Raw genomic sequence first — 19178 nt, forward strand, 5'->3', positions numbered from 1 at the left:
TATTTGGGGAATGGTGATCCCTGTAGCAGCTGCCGAGCCTGCGAGGCTGCGTTCGGCTGCGAAGCAGTCGTAAACCCTGACAACACGGTCCAGCTGAAACACCGAAGTGGATGGCTTTTACGACTGCTTCGCAGCCGAACGCAGCCTCGCGAGCTCGGCAGCTGCTACAAGTTTTCGTGAATCAGATATCCAGCACTTCCATCTCGCGCAGCACTTCGGCGACCGCCGCTACCGCCGCGTGCATTTCGTCCTGGTTGACGTGGCCGATGCAGCCGACGCGGAAGGTTTCGACCTGGGTCAATTTGCCGGGGTAGAGGATGAAACCCTTGGCCTTGACGCGTTCGTAGAATTCCTTGAACTGGTAGCGCGGATCTTTCGGCGCATGAAAGGTGACGATGATCGGCGCCTGAATCGCGGCGGGCAGGAAACTGCGTAGCCCCAGTTTGGCCATGTCATCGAGCAGCACCTGGCAGTTGTTGGCATAGCGCTGATGCCGGGCGGGCAAGCCACCTTCTTCGTTGTATTGCAGCAGGGCTTCGTGCAGCGCCGCGACCACGTGGGTCGGCGGGGTGAAGCGCCATTGGCCGGTCTTGGCCATGTAGGTGTGCTGATCGAAAAGGTCCATCGCCAGCGAGTGCGAGTTGCCGGCGGCATTGGCCAGCGCTTCTTTGCGAGCGAAGACGAAACCCATTCCCGGCACGCCTTCCAGGCACTTGCCCGAGGCGGCGACCAGCGCGTCGAACGGCACCTGTTGCGCGTCAATCGGCAGCGCGCCGAAAGAGCTCATGGCGTCGATGATCAGGCGTTTGCCGTGTTGCGCGATGACGTGGGCGATTTCCGGCAGCGGGTTGAGGATCCCGGTGCTGGTTTCACAGTGAATCAGCGCGACGTGGGTGATGCTGGCGTCGGCGCGCAGGAGACGGTCGACGTCGGCGGCGGTGGTCGGTTCATCTTCGGCAGTTTCAAATGTGCTGAAGGAGCGGCCGAGCACTTCGCAGATTTTCGCCAGGCGTTTGCCGTAGGCGCCGTTGATCAGCACTAAAACTTTGCCATCGCGAGGTACCAGCGTGCCGATCGCCGCTTCGACCGCGAAGGTGCCGCTGCCTTGCAGAGGCACGCAGTGGTGGCTGTCGCCGCCGTTGATGATCGCCAGCAGCTGTTCGCACAGGCTGGCGGTCAGTTGGTTGAAACGGTCATCCCATGAACCCCAGTCGACCATCATCGCCTGACGGGTGCGGGCCGATGTGGTCAGTGGGCCGGGGGTGAGCAGGATGGGTTCGGCAGTACTCATTCTCGTGTCCTCGCAATCGATGGGATGAAGCTACGGGGCTTAAATTGCAATTTGCCGTGCTATCAATCAAATTGTTTGTTGTTATGCCAGCCATCAGTGAGAGTTATTCATGAACCTGTTCCAGCTCCGCGCATTCGATGCGGTGGCCCGCGAGGGCAGCTTCACCCGGGCCGCTGCGCGACTGTTCATCAGCCAACCGGCGGTCACCGGGCACATCAAGGCGCTGGAGGAGCACTACCAGATCACCCTGTTGCGTCGCACCGCGCGACGAGTGGAGCTGACGGAGGAGGGCACCAAACTGGCCGCGATCACCCGGGCGATGTTCGGTCTGGCTGAAGAGGCGCAGGTGATGCTCGAGGCCAACCGGCAGTTGCTGACCGGGCGTTTGGAAGTGGCGGCGGACGGGCCGCATATGGTGATGCCGATGCTGGCGAGTTTGCGCGCGCGGTATCCCGGCATTACCGTGAACCTGCGGCTGGGCAATGCTCAGGAAACCCTGGCGGCGTTGTTGTCCGAGCATGCCGACGTGGCGGTGCTGACCGAAGTCGAACCGCGCAAGGGGCTGCATTTGCAAGACCTGAGCGAATCACGAATTTGTGCACTGGTGCCCGACGGTCATCCGTGGGCGCAGATGTCCAAGGGGGTGCCGCTCAAGGCGCTGGATCAGGTGATCATGGTGTTGCGCGAGCCAAGTTCAATCACCCGGCGCACCTTCGACGAGGCGTGCGCGGCGGCGTTGGTCAGTCCACGGGTGTTGCTGGAGCTGGACAGTCGCGAGGCGGTGACCGAAGCCGTCGCCGCAGAGTTGGGGGTTGGCGTGGTGTCGTCGGTGGAGGTCAGTCATGACCCGCGGGTGGTGGCGGTGCCGATACTTGGTGAAGGGTTGGTCAATCGGCACATGATTGGCTGCATGGAGCGGCGGCGGGATTTGCGCTTGATACAGGCGTTTTTCGAGTTGGCGCCAGTTAGATAAACCGCAGCGTCTGCATCGCGAGCAAGCTCGCTCCCACACTGGATCTCCAGCGTTCACAAAATCCCTGTGGGAGCGAGCTTGCTCGCGATGGGGCCGGGCCTGCTTATGCCAAGCTTTCGCGAACCATCTCGAGAAACGTCGCCACCACCCGCCGCGAACTCTGCTCGCGCAAGCACACCAACGTCTCGGTCAATCTTCGTTTGCAGTCGGTAATCGGCAACGCACACACCCTCGAATCTGCCCCGAACTCGGCGGCTGACACAACACCAACGCCAATCCCCACGACCACCGCCTCACGCGCCGCTTCCCGACCTTCAACCTGAATCGCCGGGCGAATGCGAAAGCCTGCCTGAGCCATTTCTTCTTCCAGGGTTTGCCGCGTCACCGAACCGATTTCCCGTAGCACCAAAGGCGTGTCATCCAGATCCGCGAGGCAAATCGACTCGCGGTCGGCCCACGGATGATTGCGCGAAACGAACGCCACCATCGGGTCGTTGCGCAGCGGCAACGAGATCAGACGTTCGTCACTCACCTCCCGACCCAGCAACGCCAGGTCGGCCTGATAGTTGAACAGCCGAAACAGCGATTCGTCGGTGTTGCCGGTTTCGATCTTCACGCTGATGCCGGGGTAGCGCTCACAAAAGCGAGCAATCTGCGGCAACACGTGCACTGGCGCATCCACCGCGAGAATCAGGGTGCCGGTCTGCAAGGCCCTGGAATCATGCAAGAGCTCCTGCGCCTCGGCCTCGATAACGAACAATCGCTGGGTAATGCTCAGCAACCGCTCGCCCAGATCCGTCAGGCGTACCGAGCGTTTGTTGCGGTGGAACAGCAGCACACCGAAACGCTCTTCGAGCTTGCGCACTTGGTCGGAAATCGCCGGTTGCGTGAGGAATAGCCGCTCGGCGGCTTTGGTGAAGCTTCCATGGACGGCCACGGCGTGGAAGGCTTTGAGCTGGGCGTGGGAAACCGACATCGAAACCTCCAGTAACAAGCTGAGCTTATATTGGAAATACGATAAATCGATTTCACTTATTAATCAGTAATTGTTTTTATCGACCTCAGCCCCGGTGACTGGTCAGTCAAACAGCATCGGCGGCCATGAGCCTGTGCGTGCAACAGCAGGACTCATCTGACCGATATCGCCTCAGGGAAGCTGCGATATCGAAGTGCTCAACAATAAAAAAACAGGCGTTATTTCTCAATTTCTGCCGGCACACTCACACCCTGAGGTCAGAACCACAATGAACAAGCACATCGGCACTATCAAGCGTTGGCGCGTGCAGATCTTCGCGATCACCTGGCTCGCTTACGCCGCTTTCTACTTCACCCGCAAAGCTTTTTCCGTGGCAAAACTGGGGATCGCCGAAGACCCCACCTTCATGCTCGACAAAATGGCCATGGCCAACCTCGACGCCATCTACCTCACGGCTTACGCCATCGGGCAATTCACCTGGGGCATCCTGGCCGACCGCTTTGGCCCAAGGGTCGTAGTGTTTGGCGGGTTGTTGATTTCAGCAGCGGCAGCCTTGGTGATGGGCAGTTTCGCGACGTTGCCAGTCTTCGCTACCTGCATGTTGATTCAAGGGTTTGCCCAGTCCACCGGCTGGTCCGGGCTGTGCAAGAACCTCGGCAGTTTCTTTCCCGCCGAGCAGCGCGGGCGGGTGCTGGGGTTGTGGAGTTCCTGCTACGCCTTTGGTGGGTTGGTGGCGTCGCCGTTTGCTGGCTGGTGGGCGTATACGCTGATCGGCACCTGGCATGCGGCGTTCTTTTCCAGTGCGGCGGTGGTTGGGCTGGTCGCCGTGCTGTTTTTTATTTTTCAGCGTAACAAACCCGAAGACGTTGGCTTGCCGGCGGTGGAACCGGAGCCGCAACTGACGGCGCAAGAGGCCGACGCGCAAAGCAAGATCAGCATGCTGGAACCGTTAAAAGAAATTCTGCGCAACCGCACCGTGCTGGTTCTGGGCCTGGCGTACTTTCTGCTGAAACCGGCGCGCTACGCGATTCTGCTCTGGGGACCGGTGATCGTCTTCGAGCAGATGCCCTCGGTGGGCAAGGTCGGCGCGGCAATCATTCCCACCGCGTTTGAACTGGCCGGGTTACTCGGGCCGATTCTGCTGGGGCTCGCTTCGGACAAACTGTTCGGCGCCCGACGCATGCCGGCGTGTGTGCTCAGCCTGTTGGCGTTGACCGTGACCCTGGCCTTGTTCATGGGTGCCCTGCATACCGGCAGCGTGATGCTGGTGGTGGCGCTGCTGTTCGTCATGGGCCTGACCCTGTACGGACCGGACTCGATGATCAGCGGCGCGGCCGCGATCGATTTCGGCACCGCCAAGGCGGGTGCCACAGCGGCCGGTTTCGTCAACGGTTGCGGCTCGGTCGGGGCGATTCTCGGCGGCTTGCTGCCGGGCTACTTCGACTCGGTCACCGTGTTCATCGTCTTCGCCGGCTGCGCGATGTTTTCAGCCCTGGTGCTGATCCCGCACTGGAACAGCCGCCCGGCTGGCCTGCGTGCCGAAAGCGCTTTCGTGCCTAACCAACCGATCACCGTAAAACCTCTGCGTACTTAAGGATTGACCCATGAGACCTTTCTGGCTGGAACAGGCGCTGGCGGCCGAGTCCTGCGCGCCGTGCGAACCCCTGGCGGGAGATACCCGCGCCGACGTCTGCATCGTCGGCGGTGGCTACACCGGACTATGGACCGCGATCATGCTCAAGGAACAGAACCCTGAGCTCGACGTGTTGCTGATCGAGGCTGATATCTGCGGCGCCGGCGCCAGTGGTCGCAACGGTGGTTGTGCACTGTCGTGGTCCGCCAAGTACTTCACCCTTGAACGGCTGTTCGGCGTCGAAGAAGCCGTGCGACTGGTCAAGGAATCGGAGCGTAGCATCCATGCCATCGGCGCCTTCTGCGAGCAGTACGCGGTGGACGCCGATTACCGACTCGACGGTACGCTGTACACCGCCACCAACCGTGCCCAATGCGGCTCGACCGACGCCGTGATCGCGGCGCTGGAGCGCAATGGCATCAACTCCTTCACGCAGCGACCGGTCGCAGATGTACAGCGCATGGCCGGTTCCAGCAAACATCTGGAAGGCTGGTTTTCCCCGGCGGCGGCCAGCGTGCAACCGGGCAAACTGGTGCGCGGCTTGCGCCGGGTCGCCTTGCAACTCGGCGTGAGGATTCACGAACGCACCGCCATGACCGGGTTGCAGGAGGGCAAGCCTGCGGGGATTCAAACCCCCAACGGCACCATTCGCGCGGATCGCGTGGTGCTGGCGATGAACGCCTGGATGGCCCGGGCGTTTCCACAGTTCGAGCGCAGCGTGGCGATCGTTTCCAGCGACATGCTGATCACCGAACCGCGACCCGATCTGCTCAACGAAATCGGGTTGACCAGCGGCGTCACCGTGCTCGATTCGCGGATTTTCGTCCACTACTACCACAACACCCCGGACGGCCGAATCATGCTCGGCAAGGGCGGCAACACCTTTGCTTACGGCGGGCGAATGTTGCCGGTGTTCGATCAGCCATCGCCCTATGCCGGTTTATTGCAGCACAGTCTGAGCGAGTTCTTTCCGGCGTTTGCCGAGGTCAAGGTCGAGGCGACCTGGAACGGTCCGTCCGATCGCTCCGTCACCGGTTTGCCGTTCTTCGGTCAGATGAGTGCCAGCGGCAACGTGTTTTACGGTTTCGGATACTCCGGCAGCGGGGTTGGCCCGTGTCATATGGGCGGGCAGATTCTCGCCTCGATGGTCCAGGGACTGGACAACGCCTGGACCCGTTCGCCGCTGGTCAACGGCCCGTTGGGCTTGTTTCCGCCGGAACCGATTCGTTACCTCGGCTCCCTGATGGTGCGCAACGCCATCCGCCGCAAGGAGCGCGCCGAGGATCACGGGCGCCGGCCACGGCATCTGGATGTGCGTCTGGCGAAGTTCGCGGCGGCGGCAGGTAAGGCCGACAAGGGCTGAGTGTCAGGGCGTGAGGTCAGAGCGATTGACCAACCAATCGAGCAGCAAGTGGCTATTGCGGCGTGGCGCGGGAACAGACCGGGTGCGCGGGTGATGACCCATGCCGACGCACAGCACCGGCCGGTCGGGGTCACTGTCGAGAAAACTGATCAGGACGTCGCTGCCGGCCGTTGGCAGGCTGGACGGGTCAATCCGACCGTTCGGCGCTGCAAGGGCCACCGGTAGCCAGAGACCGACAGATTCAAGCGGATCCGATTCTGCTGTTGGCCACAGCCTGACCTGTATTCGACCTCGATCATCCAGCGCCGCCGGCTGCCCGGCAGGGCCCAGCACCCGGGCGGGCTGATAACCCGGGATGCTCGGCCTGGTCTGTTTGAGCGCCGGCCTGAAGACCGTTGACCAGGGAATGGCGGTGAACTGATTGCGATAATGGCGGACCGTATCGGGTTTGTCGGTGGCAAGAATCGAAGGTTGTTGCCCCTGATGTCGGGTTTCGGTGAGCAGCCATTGATCGTTGAAATTCGGCAGTGGATGTTCTGACACTTGCACTATCCGTGCGCTGTGCAGTGCGCTCTGGGTGCTTTGACCGTGGATCTGCAGGTGCTGGCAACGCAGACGTTCCAGTTGTCGTCGGCTCAACTGATCGTGATGGATGTGCTCGGGAGCGGGGCGGACCATCATCGGCAATGGTTTGCTGAAAGCGTGGTTGGCCGCGCCCTCGTCGGGTTTTTGCGAGCCACGGTTCCTGGCCTCCAGTCGTGAGGGAAAGGGCGGCGAGTCATGGCGCTGGAACAACTCACTGATCACCGGCACGTCACTGTCTTCGGGCGCCTTGCCCTGGAAAGGCGTCAGGACGGGTTCCTGGGGGAAACTCAGGCTGTCATCGGCCAGGACCAGCACATGCTCGTCGCGCTGATGTTCGAAGTGATAGTGAATGCCTTCTTCTTCGCACAGCCGTTGCAGCAATGCCAGATCGCTCTCCTCGTACTGAATGCAAAAAGGCCGGACGGGATAGTGTCCGTTGGATAATTCGAAGCGATAGCTCCCCTCGGGCACAGCATGTTCCTCCAGCAGTTGGCGCAGGATCATCGGTACGCTGAGGTGATGAAAGACGCGGCGTGAACGCTGCCGGTCGAGCCATTGAAGGTAGGGCACCAGCACCAGTTTGTAGCCGATCCGGTGGGGGCCGCGATGCTCTCGACTGGCACTGTGAAGGATGCCGTGAATACCCTGGCCCTCCATCAGGCTGAGGAACACCGGTTGTTGCAGCAATTGGTCGAGGTTCATGGCCGGTGCGAGGCCGATCACTTCGATGTCGAATCGATAGGGCTGGTTGAGGGCTTCTCGGCCACTGAACTGCAACACCTGCAAACTCAAATCGCCGTCGAGAAGTGTCAGGGTGAAGGGACTTTCCTTGTCGTTGTGCATCGAACGCGCTTCTGCCATGGAATACGGGCGCAGAGGGTACGTAACCACAGCCCTTTATGGTCACCGCAAATCGAAGTTTCAGAATCGCCCTACAACCTCAGGTGAAGATGTCGATTGGTCATGCGGGTGAACAGGGTGGATTTTTTGGTCGATTGCCAACTTTAGGGCGTATAAACTTGCGCCATGCGTCGGCCAATAGATGTCTCGGCGCCACAGATCAAGAGAGTGAGTAATGGGCGCACAGTGGAAGGTTAAACACAAAGAAGCGGCATCTAACGCCAAGGGCAAGATCTTCGGCAAACTGGTAAAAGAAATCACCATCGCTGCCCGTAACGGTGCCGATGTCACTACCAACGCACACCTGCGTCTGGTGGTCGAGCAGGCCAAGAAAGCCTCGATGCCCAAGGAAACCCTGGATCGCGCCATCAAAAAAGGCGCGGGCTTGCTGGGTGAGACCGTTCAGTACCATCGCGTGACTTACGAGGGTTTCGCTCCGCACCAGGTTCCGTTGATCGTCGAATGCGTGACCGACAACATCAACCGCACCGTCGCTGAAATCCGCGTCGCGTTCCGCAAGGGCCAACTGGGCGCCTCCGGTTCGGTGGCGTGGGACTTCAACCATGTCGGCATGATCGAGGCGTCCCCGGACAGCCCTGACGCCGATCCGGAAATGGCCGCCATCGAAGCCGGCGCCCAGGATTTCGAGCCGGGCGAAGAAGAGGGCACGACCCTGTTCCTGACCGAGCCTGCGGACCTGGACGCCGTGCAGAAAGCCCTGCCGGAGCAAGGGTTCACCGTGTTGTCGGCCAAGCTGGGTTATCAGCCGAAAAACCCGGTCAGCGGTCTGAGCGATGAGCAGATGGCTGAAGTCGAAGCCTTCCTCGAAGGCCTCGATAACCACGATGACGTGCAGGACATGTTTGTCGGGTTGGCGGGTTAATATTTTTCGCCAGTGACACCGTCATCGCGAGCAAGCTCGCTCCCACATTGGTTTTGTGTCGTACACGTGATGTGTTGCTAACACAGACCCCCTGTGGGAGCGAGCTTGCTCGCGATTGACCGCGAAGCGGTCACTGGAATCAAGTAATCGCACAATTTCGCTGAACCCCGGTCGCGTCAGCACCTGCGGCTGACAGCAGCGCTGCTGCAATTGCTCCAGCTGCACACGACCTTCATCGCTCAACCCCGAGTCGATTCGCTCCAACAATTCCCCCAGCAAAACACCAAACGCCCGAACTTCGATCCGTTGCAGCGCACGGCTTTCAAGGCTTTCCGAGATGGCATGGAAAGACGCGGCACCAAAATCCCCCAGCAGGCAATCACCGTGCTCATTCCACAAAATGTTGTGGCCATAGAGGTCGCCGTGGGTGATGCCATGCCGGTGCAAATGCTCGGCTGCCGAGGCGATGCCACAGGCGATGCGCAATGCCACGCCAGCGCTGAAACGGGTGTCTTTGTTGTAAACGTCGCGGGTACATGACGCCAGGCTCGGCAGCCCGGACAGATTGCGATAGCTCGGATCGATCAATTGCATCACCAGCCCGGCCTGGGCTTCTGGATGCCCAACGACGCGCCCTTCAACCCGGATCAGGTTGGGGTGAATACCGGCGGTGATGCAGGCGTTCATTTCGTGCAACGGCGAACCATCGCTGGTCATTTCGCCTTTGTAGAGTTTGACGGCGACCTGAGTGATCGGTTGGCCCGGTCGATCCCAAACAGCTCGATGAATCACCCCTGACGCGCCTTCGCCCAGTTGCTGCTTCAGATGCAGTTCGGACCAGGGAATGTGGGGCGTGGCTTCGAGGGCGGCCGCATCGGCTTCGGTCTCCAGCGGGTTACCGGCGTACGCCAGCCAGGTCAGGCTCGGCAGGGTCAGCAGCCACTCGGGCAACTCGCTCAACTGATTGGCGGCGACGCGGATCAGCTCGAGTCGATGGCAATGACGCAAGCTCTCCGGCAAACGTTGCAAGCGGTTGCCAGCGAGCATGAGTTTTTGCAGGTGCGGGCGTTCACCCAGCTCGGCGGGCAGCTCAGTGATGCAGTTATCGGTCAGGATCAGCCAGCGCAGCAACGGTGGCAGGGCCGCGCCTGGCACGCGCTCGATGCGGTTGGCCTTGAAGCCGACCATCGTCAGTGCGGCGCATTGGCCCAGGCAGTCGGGCAGTTCGGTGAACAGATTGTCCGAGCAGAACAACACACGCAAACGGGTCAGGCGGTGCAAGTCGTCCGGCAGGCTGCTCAAAGCATTGCCGCTGAGATTGAGGACTTCCAGCGAGTCCGCCAGGTCGAAGATTTCTCGCGGAAACTCCGTCAGGCCGCCGGTGAGGTCCAGGCGGGTAACGCCCGACAGTTGGCCGGCGCGCAGTTGGGCAAGGGTATCCATGAACAGATTCACTTTGATCGGGAGGAGGGCGCGGAGGCCTGGAAACGGGCGACATGATACCGGCAAAGGTGTGGTGTCTGTCACACCGCTATCGCGAGCAAGCTCGCTCCCACATTAGATCGCGTCCGTCCAGACAACTCGGTCAACTGTGGGAGCGAGCTTGCTCGCGATAGCGGCCTGAGCTGCACCACAAAACCTACGGATCCCTGACTTCGACCAACTGCCCCAACCGGCTACGCGTGCGCGCCAGATCGATGGCATCACCGCCCAGGCTTTCGCGCAAAGACTGCTGCCCGAGCAGAGTCAGGTGCTTGTCCTGGTCGTACAGGACGTCGACCAGATTGATGAAGCGCTGCTGGGCAGCGATGGAACAATCGGCGAGGTTGGGCAGTTCATCGATGAACCAGTGATCGAAACGTCGGCACAGCTCCAGGTAATCCATGACCGCTGTGGGGTGGTCGCACAAATCGGCGAAGGTGAATCCGATGGTTCGCCCTTCGCAGTGTCGGGCCTGAAGGTTGCGTGTCCCGACGGGCAGTTGAATGGCCGGCGCGTCGCGTTCGGGCAGGTTCAACGACTGACGCTGCGCCAGCGTGGCCGGCCAGACGTACTGTCCCTGGGTAAACAGCTGCTGGGCATGGGTTCTGACCTGACTGCGGTAGTCGTGGGGGCCGCCGACTTCCATGACCTGCATGCGTGCGTTGATCAGGTCGATCACCGGTTTGAAGCGCGCGTGGTACAGCGGGTTGGGCAGCAGTCCTTCCGGTGGGTAATTGGAAGTGACCAGCAGCAGGATGCCTCGGCGGAACAATGCCTTGAACAACCGGGTGATGAGCATCGCGTCGCCGATGTCATGGACGTGAAACTCGTCGAAACACAGCACCTGGCAATCGCGCAGCTGTTCGTCGAGGGTGGTTTCCAGCGCATCGGGCTGATCGCGATGAGTGAACATTCCTTGGTGCAGTTGCGCAAAAAACTCATGAAAATGCAGGCGCTGTTTTTCCGCGATGGGAAGGGCCTGGAAAAAACCGTCGAGCAGCCAGCTCTTGCCGCGACCCACGGCGCCGTGCAGGTATAGGCCGGGAAGCGTTTTTGCCGAGGTGCCCGCCCGCGCTGCGGCGTTTTGCGCCATGCAGTCGATGACGCGCAGTTGGCTATGACTGAGGGTGTAACCCTGGGCGTGGGCCTTGCGGTGGAAGTAGTCGTGGATGACTCGACCTGTCGCGGTGTGACCGGCGGATGCAGCCGATGACTTGCCGAACAAGCGGCGTAGCGCAGGCCAGTGTGGTGTGAATCGCGAACGGTTGGGCGGTCGAACGGCCACTGTGATTTCACCCCGTAATCTTCATGCCGGCTCCCCGAGCGGCGGCATAGTGTAACCAGATGGGGAATAGCCCGACCACTCCGGACGGTGTGGTCGTCGTAAAGATCGCAGTCTGCGGCAGCTCCTACACGGTGCGCATACACCTGTAGGAGCTGGCGAAGCCTGCGATCTTTTGACTTTGATCTTCAGCAACTTAATCAACTACAACCGCACCCGGGATCAAAAGATCGCAGCCTGCGGCAGCTCCTACCGCTCGATACTGCGATTCCACCGCGCATTCCACGTCGGGCGCTGTTCGTTGACCTGATCCCAATCGATCGCAATGGCGGTGGTCAGGTACTGCTTCATCGCCTCGACCTGACCGCGAGTTTTGTCGGTGGTTGGGGTATTGGGGTTGGACGGGATCTGATCGCCATCTTCAAGCGCGGCGGCCTGCGCTTCAGGTGTCAGCAAGAAAGCGGCGAGCTTCTGCGCCAGTTCCGGCTGAGTGTTGTTGGCGATGGCACATTCGGCCACGTTGAGCACCACGGCGCCTTCCTTCGGTTGCGCATATTCCACCGGCATGCCCTTGAGTTTCAGGGCGGTGACTTGGGTCGGTGTGAGCGGGAACAGCGCGGCTTCGTCGGTCTGAAGCATTTCGGAAATTTTCGCCGAACTCGGGATGTATTCCAGCACGTTACGCCCGACGGTGTTCGGCCACGCCTTGAAGCCTGGCTCGACGTCGGTTTCGCTGCCGCCCTGAATCCGGTTGAACATCAGGAAGCCGTGCAGGCCGAAGGTCGAGGAGGCCATCGACTGGAACACCAGTTTGTCCTTGAAGCGCGGGTCGGCCATGTCCATCCACGAGGTCGGTGCGGTCCAGCCTTTCTCCTTGAACAGACGCGTGTTGTACGCCAGCCCGGTCACGCCGAGGCTGACCGCCACCGCTTGATCCTTGATGCGGCCCTTGGCCGGAATCTGCGCCAGCGGTGCGCTGTCTTCTAGTTTGTCGCACAGCCCCATGGCGATGGCGCGGTACATGATGCCGTCGTCGAGGAACATCACATGCATCTGCGGGTTGCCTTTGCTGGCCTGGACCTTGGCCAGAATATCGGCGGAGGTGCCCGGCACGATCACCACTTTGACGTTATTGGCCTTCTCAAAAACCGGCAGCACCTTGTCGGCGTAGAGCCGCTCCATGGTTCCGCCGTTCATGCCCAGGTAAAGCGTCGGTTCGGCCTGGGCCTGGGTGACCGTGAGCAGGGCGCTCAAGCATGAGAAACCGAGCAGTGCAGTGCGTTTGACGTTATTCATTGGCGCGACCTTCCTCTATCAAGCAACGGAGATGGAGTGAAACCGGGTGATGGAAAACGCATCCAGTGGCGTCTTTGAGGCGCCGCTGCAGATGATTTCGGTGAGCGCCTGGCCCACCGCGGGACCGATCTGAAAACCTGCGCCGGCAAAGCCGAACGCGTGCAACAGACCGTGTTGAGTGCCGCTGTGGCCGATCACCGGTTGGCGATCGGGCAGGTAACCTTCGGTGCCGCTCCAGGTGCGAATCGCCTGGGCGCCTTCAAGAAATGGGTAGAGCTCGACCGCCTGACGCAGGATCTCGATCACCGCGTGCTGACCGGGCCGGGCGCGGGCGCCGTCGAGGGCAAAACCCTGACCGCCACCCAACACGCAATTGCCGCGCGCGACCTGGCGGGCATAGATTCCGCCGCCCTCGACCCCAGTGCTGGCATTCATCACCAGCGGCAACGGCTCGGTGACCAGCATCGCCGGGTGCCCGGCGTGCATCGGCACGCCCTCACCGAACTGTTCTGCCAGGCTGCCGGCCCAGGCTCCGGCGCAATTCAGCAGCCAGGGCGCCTGCAGCTCCAGACCGGTTTGCGTGCTGACGCGAAAGCGATGCCCGTCGTGTTCCACCGCCGTCACCGGGCATTGTTCATGGACTTGTGCGCCATGTCGCCGCGCCGCCCGGGCAAACGCCGGGGAGACGAGTCGCGGGTTGGCATGACCGTCATCGGGGCAAAACGAGGCACCGACTGCCACCTCGCCGACCCACGGAAAACGTGCGCGTAATTCACTGCGTTCGAGTACCTGCAAATCGAGGCCAAAGCCACGACTGCTGGCGGCATAGTCTTGCAAGGCGTGCAGGTCGTTGAGGCTGCGGGCCAGTTTCAGGTGGCCGCTGCGCTGATACTCACCGTCGATGCCAATCAGCTGCGGCAGTTGCCCCCAGATCTCGTGGGCCCGCTGCGACAGTGGCAGTTGCGACAACGGTCGCCCCTGACGCCGCACGCCGCCGTAGTTCACGCCGCTGGAATGCGAGCCACAGAAATCCCGCTCCAGCAGCGCCACGCGACGCCCGGCCTTGCTCAGAAACAACGCGGCGGAGGCACCGACAATACCGCCGCCGATGATGACGGCATCGACTTCGATCATGACTCGACCTCCAGACCAAACGGCAGGGGTTTAATGGGGGCCTGAGCCCGAAGCCTGCCGATGTCGGACACGCAACGCTGACTTTCGCAGGCAATGATTTCCGCAGCGGCGGCGCCACACATCCGGCCCTGACAGCGGCCCATGCCGACCCGGCAATGCGCCTTGACCCGGTTGATCTCCCAATGGCCCTCGCGCACGACCTGACGGATGTCGCCGGCGCGCACTTCTTCGCAGCGGCAAATCATCACGTCATTTGGGGCATCGGCGGCCCAATTCTCGGGAAAAATGAAGGCCCGCTCCAGACCTTGTCGGAAGGTATCGATCCGTCCCAGCGCCTGCTCCAATTGCGCCCCACGTTGCGGCGGGATCAGGTAACCGATGTCTTCGAGCAACGCCAGAGCCGCGCGTTCGCCGGCCATTTCCGCCGCGTCGGCGCCCATGATGCCGGCGCCGTCACCGGCCAGGTAAACCTCGGCGACACTGCTGCGACCGGCGCTGTCACGTTGCGGCAGCCAGGCGCGGTTGAGCGGGTTCCAGGTGAATTCACAGCCGAGCAGATCGGCGAGTTGGGTTTCACTGCGCAGGCCATGGGCGAAGGCGACCGCGTCGCAATCGAGTTGCTGTTCACCCTTTGAGTTGGACCAGTTCAGCGATTGCACACGTTGCTCGCCATTGATGCGTTTGAGGCTGGCCCCCTGATGCACCGGGATGCCGTGGGCGGTCAACCAGCTGCGGTAATAGATGCCTTTGGCCAGGGTGGCGGGCTGCGAGAGCAGGCCGGGCAGGGCGCGGGCCTGAGCGCTGAACGGCGAGCTGTCGAGCACTGCGACCACCTTGGCGCCGGCCTTGGCGTATTGATACGCCACCAGGTACAGCAACGGCCCGCTGCCAGCGAACACCACCCGCTCACCGATGGCGCAGCCCTGAAACTTGAGGGCGATCTGCGCTGCGCCGAGGCTGTAAACCCCCGGAAGTGTCCAGCCCGGTACCGGCAGAATCCGGTCGGTGGCGCCCGTGGCGACGATCACGCGGGAGAACGCCAACCGCGCGGCGCGACCCTCATGCAAGGTGTCGAGCGCACCGTCCTCGGCGTTCCATACCAAAGTCTCGGGACGGTAATCGAGCTGCTCGCGCAGATCATCAATCGTCTGATGCAACGCGTTGGCCTTGCCGGCTTCGAAGCCATATAACTTGACCGGCGAGCGCTTGAAGTTTGCCGGTTGGCGACGATAAATCTGCCCGCCACCGCGTGCGGCTTCGTCCAGCAGGACCGGGCGAACGCCATGGGCGACCAATGTTTGCGCTGCACGAATCCCGGCGGGCCCCGCACCGATGATGACTACAGGATTCATACCCACCTCATGTGTGAACGCCGCTGAACCCCTGTGGGAGCGAGCTTGCTCGCGATGACGACGACACAGTCAACAGTTGTGGTAGCCGACAGACCGCTATCGCGAGCAAGCTCGCTCCCACAGTTGATGAGGGTTGTGCCCGGGTTTCGTGAACGCCTCTGACCCCCTGTGGGAGCGAGCTTGCTGGCGATGACGGCGGCACAGTCAACAGATGTGGTAGCCGACAGACCGCTATCGCGAGCAAGCTCACTCCCACAGTTGATGAGGGTTGCGACCGGGTTTCGTGACCGCCGCTGAACCCTTGTGGGAGCGAGCTGGCTCGCGATGACGGCGGCACAGTCAACAGATGTGGTGGCCGACAGACCGCTATCGCGAGCAAGCTCGCTCCCACAGTTGATGAGGGTTGCGCCCGGGTTTCGTGACCGCCGCTGAACCCTTATGGGAGCGAGCTTGCTCGCGATGACGGCGGCACAGTCAACAGATGTGGTGGCCGACAGACCGCTATCGCGAGCAAGCTCGCTCCCACAGTTGATGGGGGTTGCCCCCGGGTTTCGTGAACGCCGCTGAACCCCTGTGGGAGCGAGCTTGCTCGCGATGACGGCGGCACATTCAACAGATGTGGTGGCCGACAGACCGCTATCGCGAGCAAGCTCGCTCCCACAGTTGATGAGGGTTGCGCCCGGGTTTCGTGACCGCCGCTGAACCCCTGTGGGAGCGAGCTTGCTCGCGATGACGGCGGCACAGTCAACAGATGTGTTGGCCGACAGACCGCTATCGCGAGCAAGCTCGCTCCCACAGGGGATACGGTTTCTGCTGGTAGGAAAGGTGTTCATAGGGACCGTCCCGGTTCGCGGCTGATCTGCTGGCCGGCTTCGAGCAACGTCGAGCAGGCACGCACGCGCCGACCATCGCCCAGTCGTACCCAGCAGTCCTGACAGGCACCCATCATGCAAAACCCGGCGCGGGGTTCGGCGCTGAAGTCGCTGCCGCGCAAGTGTTCGCTGCAGGTCAGCACCGCCGTCAGCAAGGTGTCGCCGAGCAGGCCGGTGGCAGGTGTGCCGTCGAGGGTAAAGTCCAGGGCCGGGCGGTCGCCTTCGGCCAGTCGTTTCAGCAGAGCCATGGCGCCCTCATTGTTTGCCCACCAGAACCCGATCGAGGCCGTAGACCCGGTCGAGCAAAATCATCGTCAGCGCGGTCAGCGCAATCACCAGTGCCGACACCGCCGCCATCATCGGATCGATGGATTCGGTGGCGTACACGTACATCCGCACCGGCAAGGTTTGCGTGGCCGGCGAGGTGACGAAAATCGACAGCGTGACCTCATCAAAACTGTTGATGAACGCCAGCAGCCAGCCACCGGCGACCCCCGGCAGAATCATCGGCAAGGTGATTTCCCTGAACAGCGTGAAGCGCCCGGCACCAAGTGATTGCGCGGCGTGTTCAGCGCTGCGATCCAGGCCGATGGCCGACGCCAGCACCAGTCGCAACACGTACGGTGTGATCACCAGCACATGAGCGAAGATCAGCCAGGCGAAGCTGCCATTCACGCCCATCAGGGCAAACAAACGCAGCAACGCCACACCCAGTACCAAGTGCGGAATGATGATCGGCGACAGGAACAGACCGTTGAAAAAGTCGCGTCCGGGGAACTCGAAGCGCGTGATCGCCAGCGCCGCCGGCACCGCAATCAACGTCGCCAGACTGGCCGCGCAGAACGCGAGAATCAGGCTGTTGTAGAACGCATCGACAAAGTCAGCGCGCTCGAACACCGCGCGGAACCAGCGCAGGGAAAACTCTGTGGTCGGCAGGCTCAGGGTGTTTTCCGGGGTGAAGGCCACAAGGCAGACCACCACCAGCGGCGCCAGCATGAACAGCACCACCAGGGTATGGAACAGCAGCGCGAAAGGACCGTTCTTGGACATGACGAGTTATCCCAATGACTTCTTGTAGCGGCCTTCGATCATCCGGTTCCACGACAGCATGATCAGCAGGTTGAGCAACAGCAGGGCCACGGCGATGGCCGCGCCCATCGGCCAGTTGAGTTCCGACAGGTATTGGTCGTAGATCAGCGTGGCGACCATTTTTATCCGGCGTCCGCCGAGCAGGCCGGGGATGGCAAACGAACTGGCGGCCAGACCGAACACGATCAAGGTGCCGGAGAGCACACCGGGCATGATCTGCGGCAATACCACTTGGCGCATCACCGTGAAGTGGCTGGCACCGAGGGACATCGCGGCCTGCTCGGCGGCCGGGTCGAGTTTTTGCAGCGAGGTCCAGACCGGAATGATCATGAACGGCAGCATCACGTGGACCAGCGCAATCACCACCGCAAACGGCGTGTACAGCAGCTTCATCGGCGAGCCGCCGAAGGCTTGCAGGGTCTGGTTGACCAGGCCGTCGGCACCGAGCAACAGGCTCCAGCCGAAGGCGCGCACCACCACCGAAATCAGCAGCGGAGTGAGGATCAGAATCAGGAAAATCGAGCGCCACGGCGTGCCCATGCGGCTGAGGATGTAGGCCTCGGGCACGCCGATCACCACGCAGAGCAGGGTGGTCAGGGCGCTGATCCACATCGTGCGCAGAAAGATTTCGTAGAAGTACGGATCGCCCAGCAGGCTGCTGTAGTGATCGAGGGTGAAGGCGTCGCCGTTGATCCCCGAGCTGTAGTCGAAGACATTGAATGACAACACCAAGGTCAGCAGCAGCGGGATCACCAGCAGGCTGAGGTACAAGGCCAGGGCCGGTGCCGACAGCCAATAACCCTGGCGTCCCTGGCGAATGGCGACAAGCGTACTCATGCCGGCACCTCGTCGACACTCAGCACCCGCAGCAACGTCGCGTCCCAATCGAGGCCGACTGCCGTGCCTTCGGTCAGCGGTGCCGAACCGTCGTTGCGGCGCACCACACTGAGTTCGCCCAGGGTCGTCGACACGCTGTACAGCCATTGGCTGCCGAGAAAGAAGCGGCTGACGATGTTGCCCTGCAGACGGCCCTGCCCTTTGTCCCGAAGATCAATTTTTTCCGGACGCAAGCTGAGGGTCATATCGCCGCCACTGCTCACCTGGACGACGCCGGCACTGTCCCTTTCGCCGGGCAGCAGATTGGCCTTGCCGACGAACCCGGAAATGAACTCGGTGCGCGGGTGTTCGTAGAGGGTGTAGGGCGCGTCGATCTGGGTGATGCGTCCGGCCTGCATCACCACCACGCGGTCACTGATGGACAGCGCTTCGGACTGGTCATGGGTGACCATCAGCGTGGTGATCCCGACTTCGCGCTGGATGCGGCGGATCTCGAATTGCATCTCTTCGCGCAGGTTGGCGTCGAGGTTGGACAGCGGCTCATCAAGCAACAGCACTGGTGGTTCGATCACCAGGGCCCGAGCGAGGGCAACGCGTTGACGCTGGCCGCCGGAGAGTTCCCGTGGGTAACGCTCGGCGTGCTGGTTGAGGCGCACCAGTTTCAGTACCCGATCCACCCGCTGCTGCAACTCGGCACCGGGCACTTTGCGCATGCGCAGGCCGAAGGCGACGTTGTCTTTCACGGTCATGTGCGGGAACAGCGCGTAACTCTGGAACACCACGCCCAGACCACGGCTGGCGGGTTTGGCGTGGGTGATGTCGCGACCGTCCAGCACAATGCGTCCGCTGCTGACTTCAACGAAGCCGGCGATCATTTGCAGGGTGGTGGTTTTGCCGCATCCGGAGGGGCCGAGCAGCGAGACGAACTCGCCTTTCTCGACCGAGAGGTTGGTGGCAACGACGGCGTCGATCTCGCCGTAACGTTTGCCGAGTCCTTCAAGTTGCACAAAAGCCATAACTGCGCTCCACCTGAGATTGTTATGCGTCGCCCGAAGGCGCGCTTTTTTGTATGGGCAGATACGAAAAGGTCTTGCTGGGTGCGTTGGCGCTCGACTTCAGTCGGCTGCCGCTGTTGTTCGAATCGCCCCTGTCTGGACGCAGAGTAGGACGAAGAATAGGATGGGCTCAATGGCCTATTTCACTGAAGCGATGACTATTTTCAGTTTCATT

General features: G+C 61.6%; 16 protein-coding genes. 4 read left to right on the top strand and 12 right to left on the bottom strand.

From position 1 onward, the window contains the following. Positions 1-181: 181 nt before the first annotated feature. A complete protein-coding gene (locus tag ACA079_RS09685; protein ID WP_497703302.1) occupies positions 182-1291 on the bottom strand; it encodes a 2-aminoethylphosphonate--pyruvate transaminase in 1110 nt (369 codons plus the stop codon). A 109-nt stretch (positions 1292-1400) separates the two neighbouring features. On the opposite strand from ACA079_RS09685, the gene ACA079_RS09690 reads away from it, so the two are divergent. Beyond that, on the top strand, positions 1401-2264 hold the full coding sequence (locus tag ACA079_RS09690) for a LysR substrate-binding domain-containing protein (RefSeq protein ID WP_497703303.1): 864 nt from the start codon (positions 1401-1403) through the stop codon (positions 2262-2264). A 103-nt stretch (positions 2265-2367) separates the two neighbouring features. Here ACA079_RS09690 and ACA079_RS09695 read toward each other — a convergent pair whose 3' ends face one another. Further along, positions 2368-3240 (bottom strand): LysR family transcriptional regulator, encoded by an 873-nt coding sequence (locus ACA079_RS09695; protein WP_497703304.1) that lies wholly within the window; start codon positions 3238-3240, stop codon positions 2368-2370. 268 nt (positions 3241-3508) lie between these two features. On the opposite strand from ACA079_RS09695, the gene ACA079_RS09700 reads away from it, so the two are divergent. Both ACA079_RS09700 and ACA079_RS09705 read left to right on the top strand, forming a co-directional pair. Next, on the top strand, positions 3509-4834 hold the full coding sequence (locus ACA079_RS09700) for an MFS transporter (protein WP_497703305.1): 1326 nt from the start codon (positions 3509-3511) through the stop codon (positions 4832-4834). A 10-nt stretch (positions 4835-4844) separates the two neighbouring features. After that, positions 4845-6236 carry an FAD-dependent oxidoreductase gene (locus ACA079_RS09705; protein WP_497703306.1) on the top strand — a complete coding sequence of 464 codons (1392 nt, stop codon included), beginning with the start codon at positions 4845-4847 and terminating at the stop codon, positions 6234-6236. Between the two features lie 3 nt (positions 6237-6239). On the opposite strand, the gene ACA079_RS09710 is transcribed toward ACA079_RS09705, so the two are convergent. Beyond that, a complete protein-coding gene (locus ACA079_RS09710; RefSeq protein WP_497703307.1) occupies positions 6240-7664 on the bottom strand; it encodes a type VI secretion system Vgr family protein in 1425 nt (474 codons plus the stop codon). A gap of 232 nt (positions 7665-7896) precedes the next feature. Here ACA079_RS09710 and ACA079_RS09715 point away from each other — a divergent pair, with 232 nt between their 5' ends. Then, positions 7897-8604: a YebC/PmpR family DNA-binding transcriptional regulator gene (locus ACA079_RS09715; RefSeq protein ID WP_149629352.1), complete on the top strand. Its 708-nt coding sequence runs from the start codon at positions 7897-7899 to the stop codon at positions 8602-8604. Between the two features lie 21 nt (positions 8605-8625). Here the strand turns inward: ACA079_RS09715 and ACA079_RS09720 are convergent, their stop codons facing one another. From ACA079_RS09720 to ACA079_RS09760, 9 genes are all read right to left on the bottom strand, one after another. After that, complete coding sequence (locus ACA079_RS09720; protein ID WP_497703308.1) at positions 8626-10047, bottom strand: leucine-rich repeat-containing protein kinase family protein; 1422 nt, start codon at positions 10045-10047, stop codon at positions 8626-8628. Between the two features lie 196 nt (positions 10048-10243). Further along, positions 10244-11371: a cell division protein ZapE gene (gene zapE / locus ACA079_RS09725; protein WP_497703309.1), complete on the bottom strand. Its 1128-nt coding sequence runs from the start codon at positions 11369-11371 to the stop codon at positions 10244-10246. 246 nt (positions 11372-11617) lie between these two features. Continuing rightward, positions 11618-12664 (bottom strand): ABC transporter substrate-binding protein, encoded by a 1047-nt coding sequence (locus ACA079_RS09730; RefSeq protein ID WP_497703310.1) that lies wholly within the window; start codon positions 12662-12664, stop codon positions 11618-11620. Between the two features lie 18 nt (positions 12665-12682). Beyond that, positions 12683-13798 (bottom strand): NAD(P)/FAD-dependent oxidoreductase, encoded by a 1116-nt coding sequence (locus ACA079_RS09735; RefSeq protein ID WP_497703311.1) that lies wholly within the window; start codon positions 13796-13798, stop codon positions 12683-12685. Next, positions 13795-15150: an FAD/NAD(P)-dependent oxidoreductase gene (locus ACA079_RS09740; protein WP_497703312.1), complete on the bottom strand. Its 1356-nt coding sequence runs from the start codon at positions 15148-15150 to the stop codon at positions 13795-13797. Before ACA079_RS09740 ends, ACA079_RS09735 begins: the two co-directional genes overlap by 4 nt. Positions 15151-15979: 829 nt before the next feature. After that, complete coding sequence (locus tag ACA079_RS09745) at positions 15980-16270, bottom strand: (2Fe-2S)-binding protein (RefSeq protein WP_008148449.1); 291 nt, start codon at positions 16268-16270, stop codon at positions 15980-15982. A gap of 7 nt (positions 16271-16277) precedes the next feature. Beyond that, the gene (locus tag ACA079_RS09750) at positions 16278-17072 is read right to left on the bottom strand and encodes an ABC transporter permease (protein ID WP_056740278.1); all 795 of its coding nucleotides are present in this window, start codon (positions 17070-17072) and stop codon (positions 16278-16280) included. A gap of 6 nt (positions 17073-17078) precedes the next feature. Beyond that, positions 17079-17948, bottom strand: coding sequence for an ABC transporter permease (locus ACA079_RS09755; protein ID WP_497703313.1), 870 nt, complete (start codon positions 17946-17948; stop codon positions 17079-17081). Continuing rightward, entirely contained in the window at positions 17945-18964 is a 1020-nt protein-coding gene (locus tag ACA079_RS09760) for an ABC transporter ATP-binding protein (RefSeq protein ID WP_497703314.1), read from the bottom strand. Before ACA079_RS09760 ends, ACA079_RS09755 begins: the two co-directional genes overlap by 4 nt. Positions 18965-19178 lie beyond the last annotated feature (214 nt).

It is taken from the genome of Pseudomonas sp. LBUM1645 (assembly GCF_059716185.1).

Bases quoted from the DNA above. Each gene is read 5' to 3' on its own strand.
- ACA079_RS09685 (WP_497703302.1), bottom strand. From the start codon at position 1,291: ATGAGTACTGCCGAACCCATCCTGCTCACCCCCGGCCCACTGACCACA.
- ACA079_RS09690 (WP_497703303.1), top strand. From the start codon at position 1,401: ATGAACCTGTTCCAGCTCCGCGCATTCGATGCGGTGGCCCGCGAGGGC.
- ACA079_RS09695 (WP_497703304.1), bottom strand. From the start codon at position 3,240: ATGTCGGTTTCCCACGCCCAGCTCAAAGCCTTCCACGCCGTGGCCGTC.
- ACA079_RS09700 (WP_497703305.1), top strand. From the start codon at position 3,509: ATGAACAAGCACATCGGCACTATCAAGCGTTGGCGCGTGCAGATCTTC.
- ACA079_RS09705 (WP_497703306.1), top strand. From the start codon at position 4,845: ATGAGACCTTTCTGGCTGGAACAGGCGCTGGCGGCCGAGTCCTGCGCG.
- ACA079_RS09710 (WP_497703307.1), bottom strand. From the start codon at position 7,664: ATGCACAACGACAAGGAAAGTCCCTTCACCCTGACACTTCTCGACGGC.
- ACA079_RS09715 (WP_149629352.1), top strand. From the start codon at position 7,897: ATGGGCGCACAGTGGAAGGTTAAACACAAAGAAGCGGCATCTAACGCC.
- ACA079_RS09720 (WP_497703308.1), bottom strand. From the start codon at position 10,047: ATGGATACCCTTGCCCAACTGCGCGCCGGCCAACTGTCGGGCGTTACC.
- ACA079_RS09730 (WP_497703310.1), bottom strand. From the start codon at position 12,664: ATGAATAACGTCAAACGCACTGCACTGCTCGGTTTCTCATGCTTGAGC.
- ACA079_RS09735 (WP_497703311.1), bottom strand. From the start codon at position 13,798: ATGATCGAAGTCGATGCCGTCATCATCGGCGGCGGTATTGTCGGTGCC.
- ACA079_RS09740 (WP_497703312.1), bottom strand. From the start codon at position 15,150: ATGAATCCTGTAGTCATCATCGGTGCGGGGCCCGCCGGGATTCGTGCA.
- ACA079_RS09745 (WP_008148449.1), bottom strand. From the start codon at position 16,270: ATGGCTCTGCTGAAACGACTGGCCGAAGGCGACCGCCCGGCCCTGGAC.
- ACA079_RS09750 (WP_056740278.1), bottom strand. From the start codon at position 17,072: ATGTCCAAGAACGGTCCTTTCGCGCTGCTGTTCCATACCCTGGTGGTG.
- ACA079_RS09755 (WP_497703313.1), bottom strand. From the start codon at position 17,948: ATGAGTACGCTTGTCGCCATTCGCCAGGGACGCCAGGGTTATTGGCTG.
- ACA079_RS09760 (WP_497703314.1), bottom strand. From the start codon at position 18,964: ATGGCTTTTGTGCAACTTGAAGGACTCGGCAAACGTTACGGCGAGATC.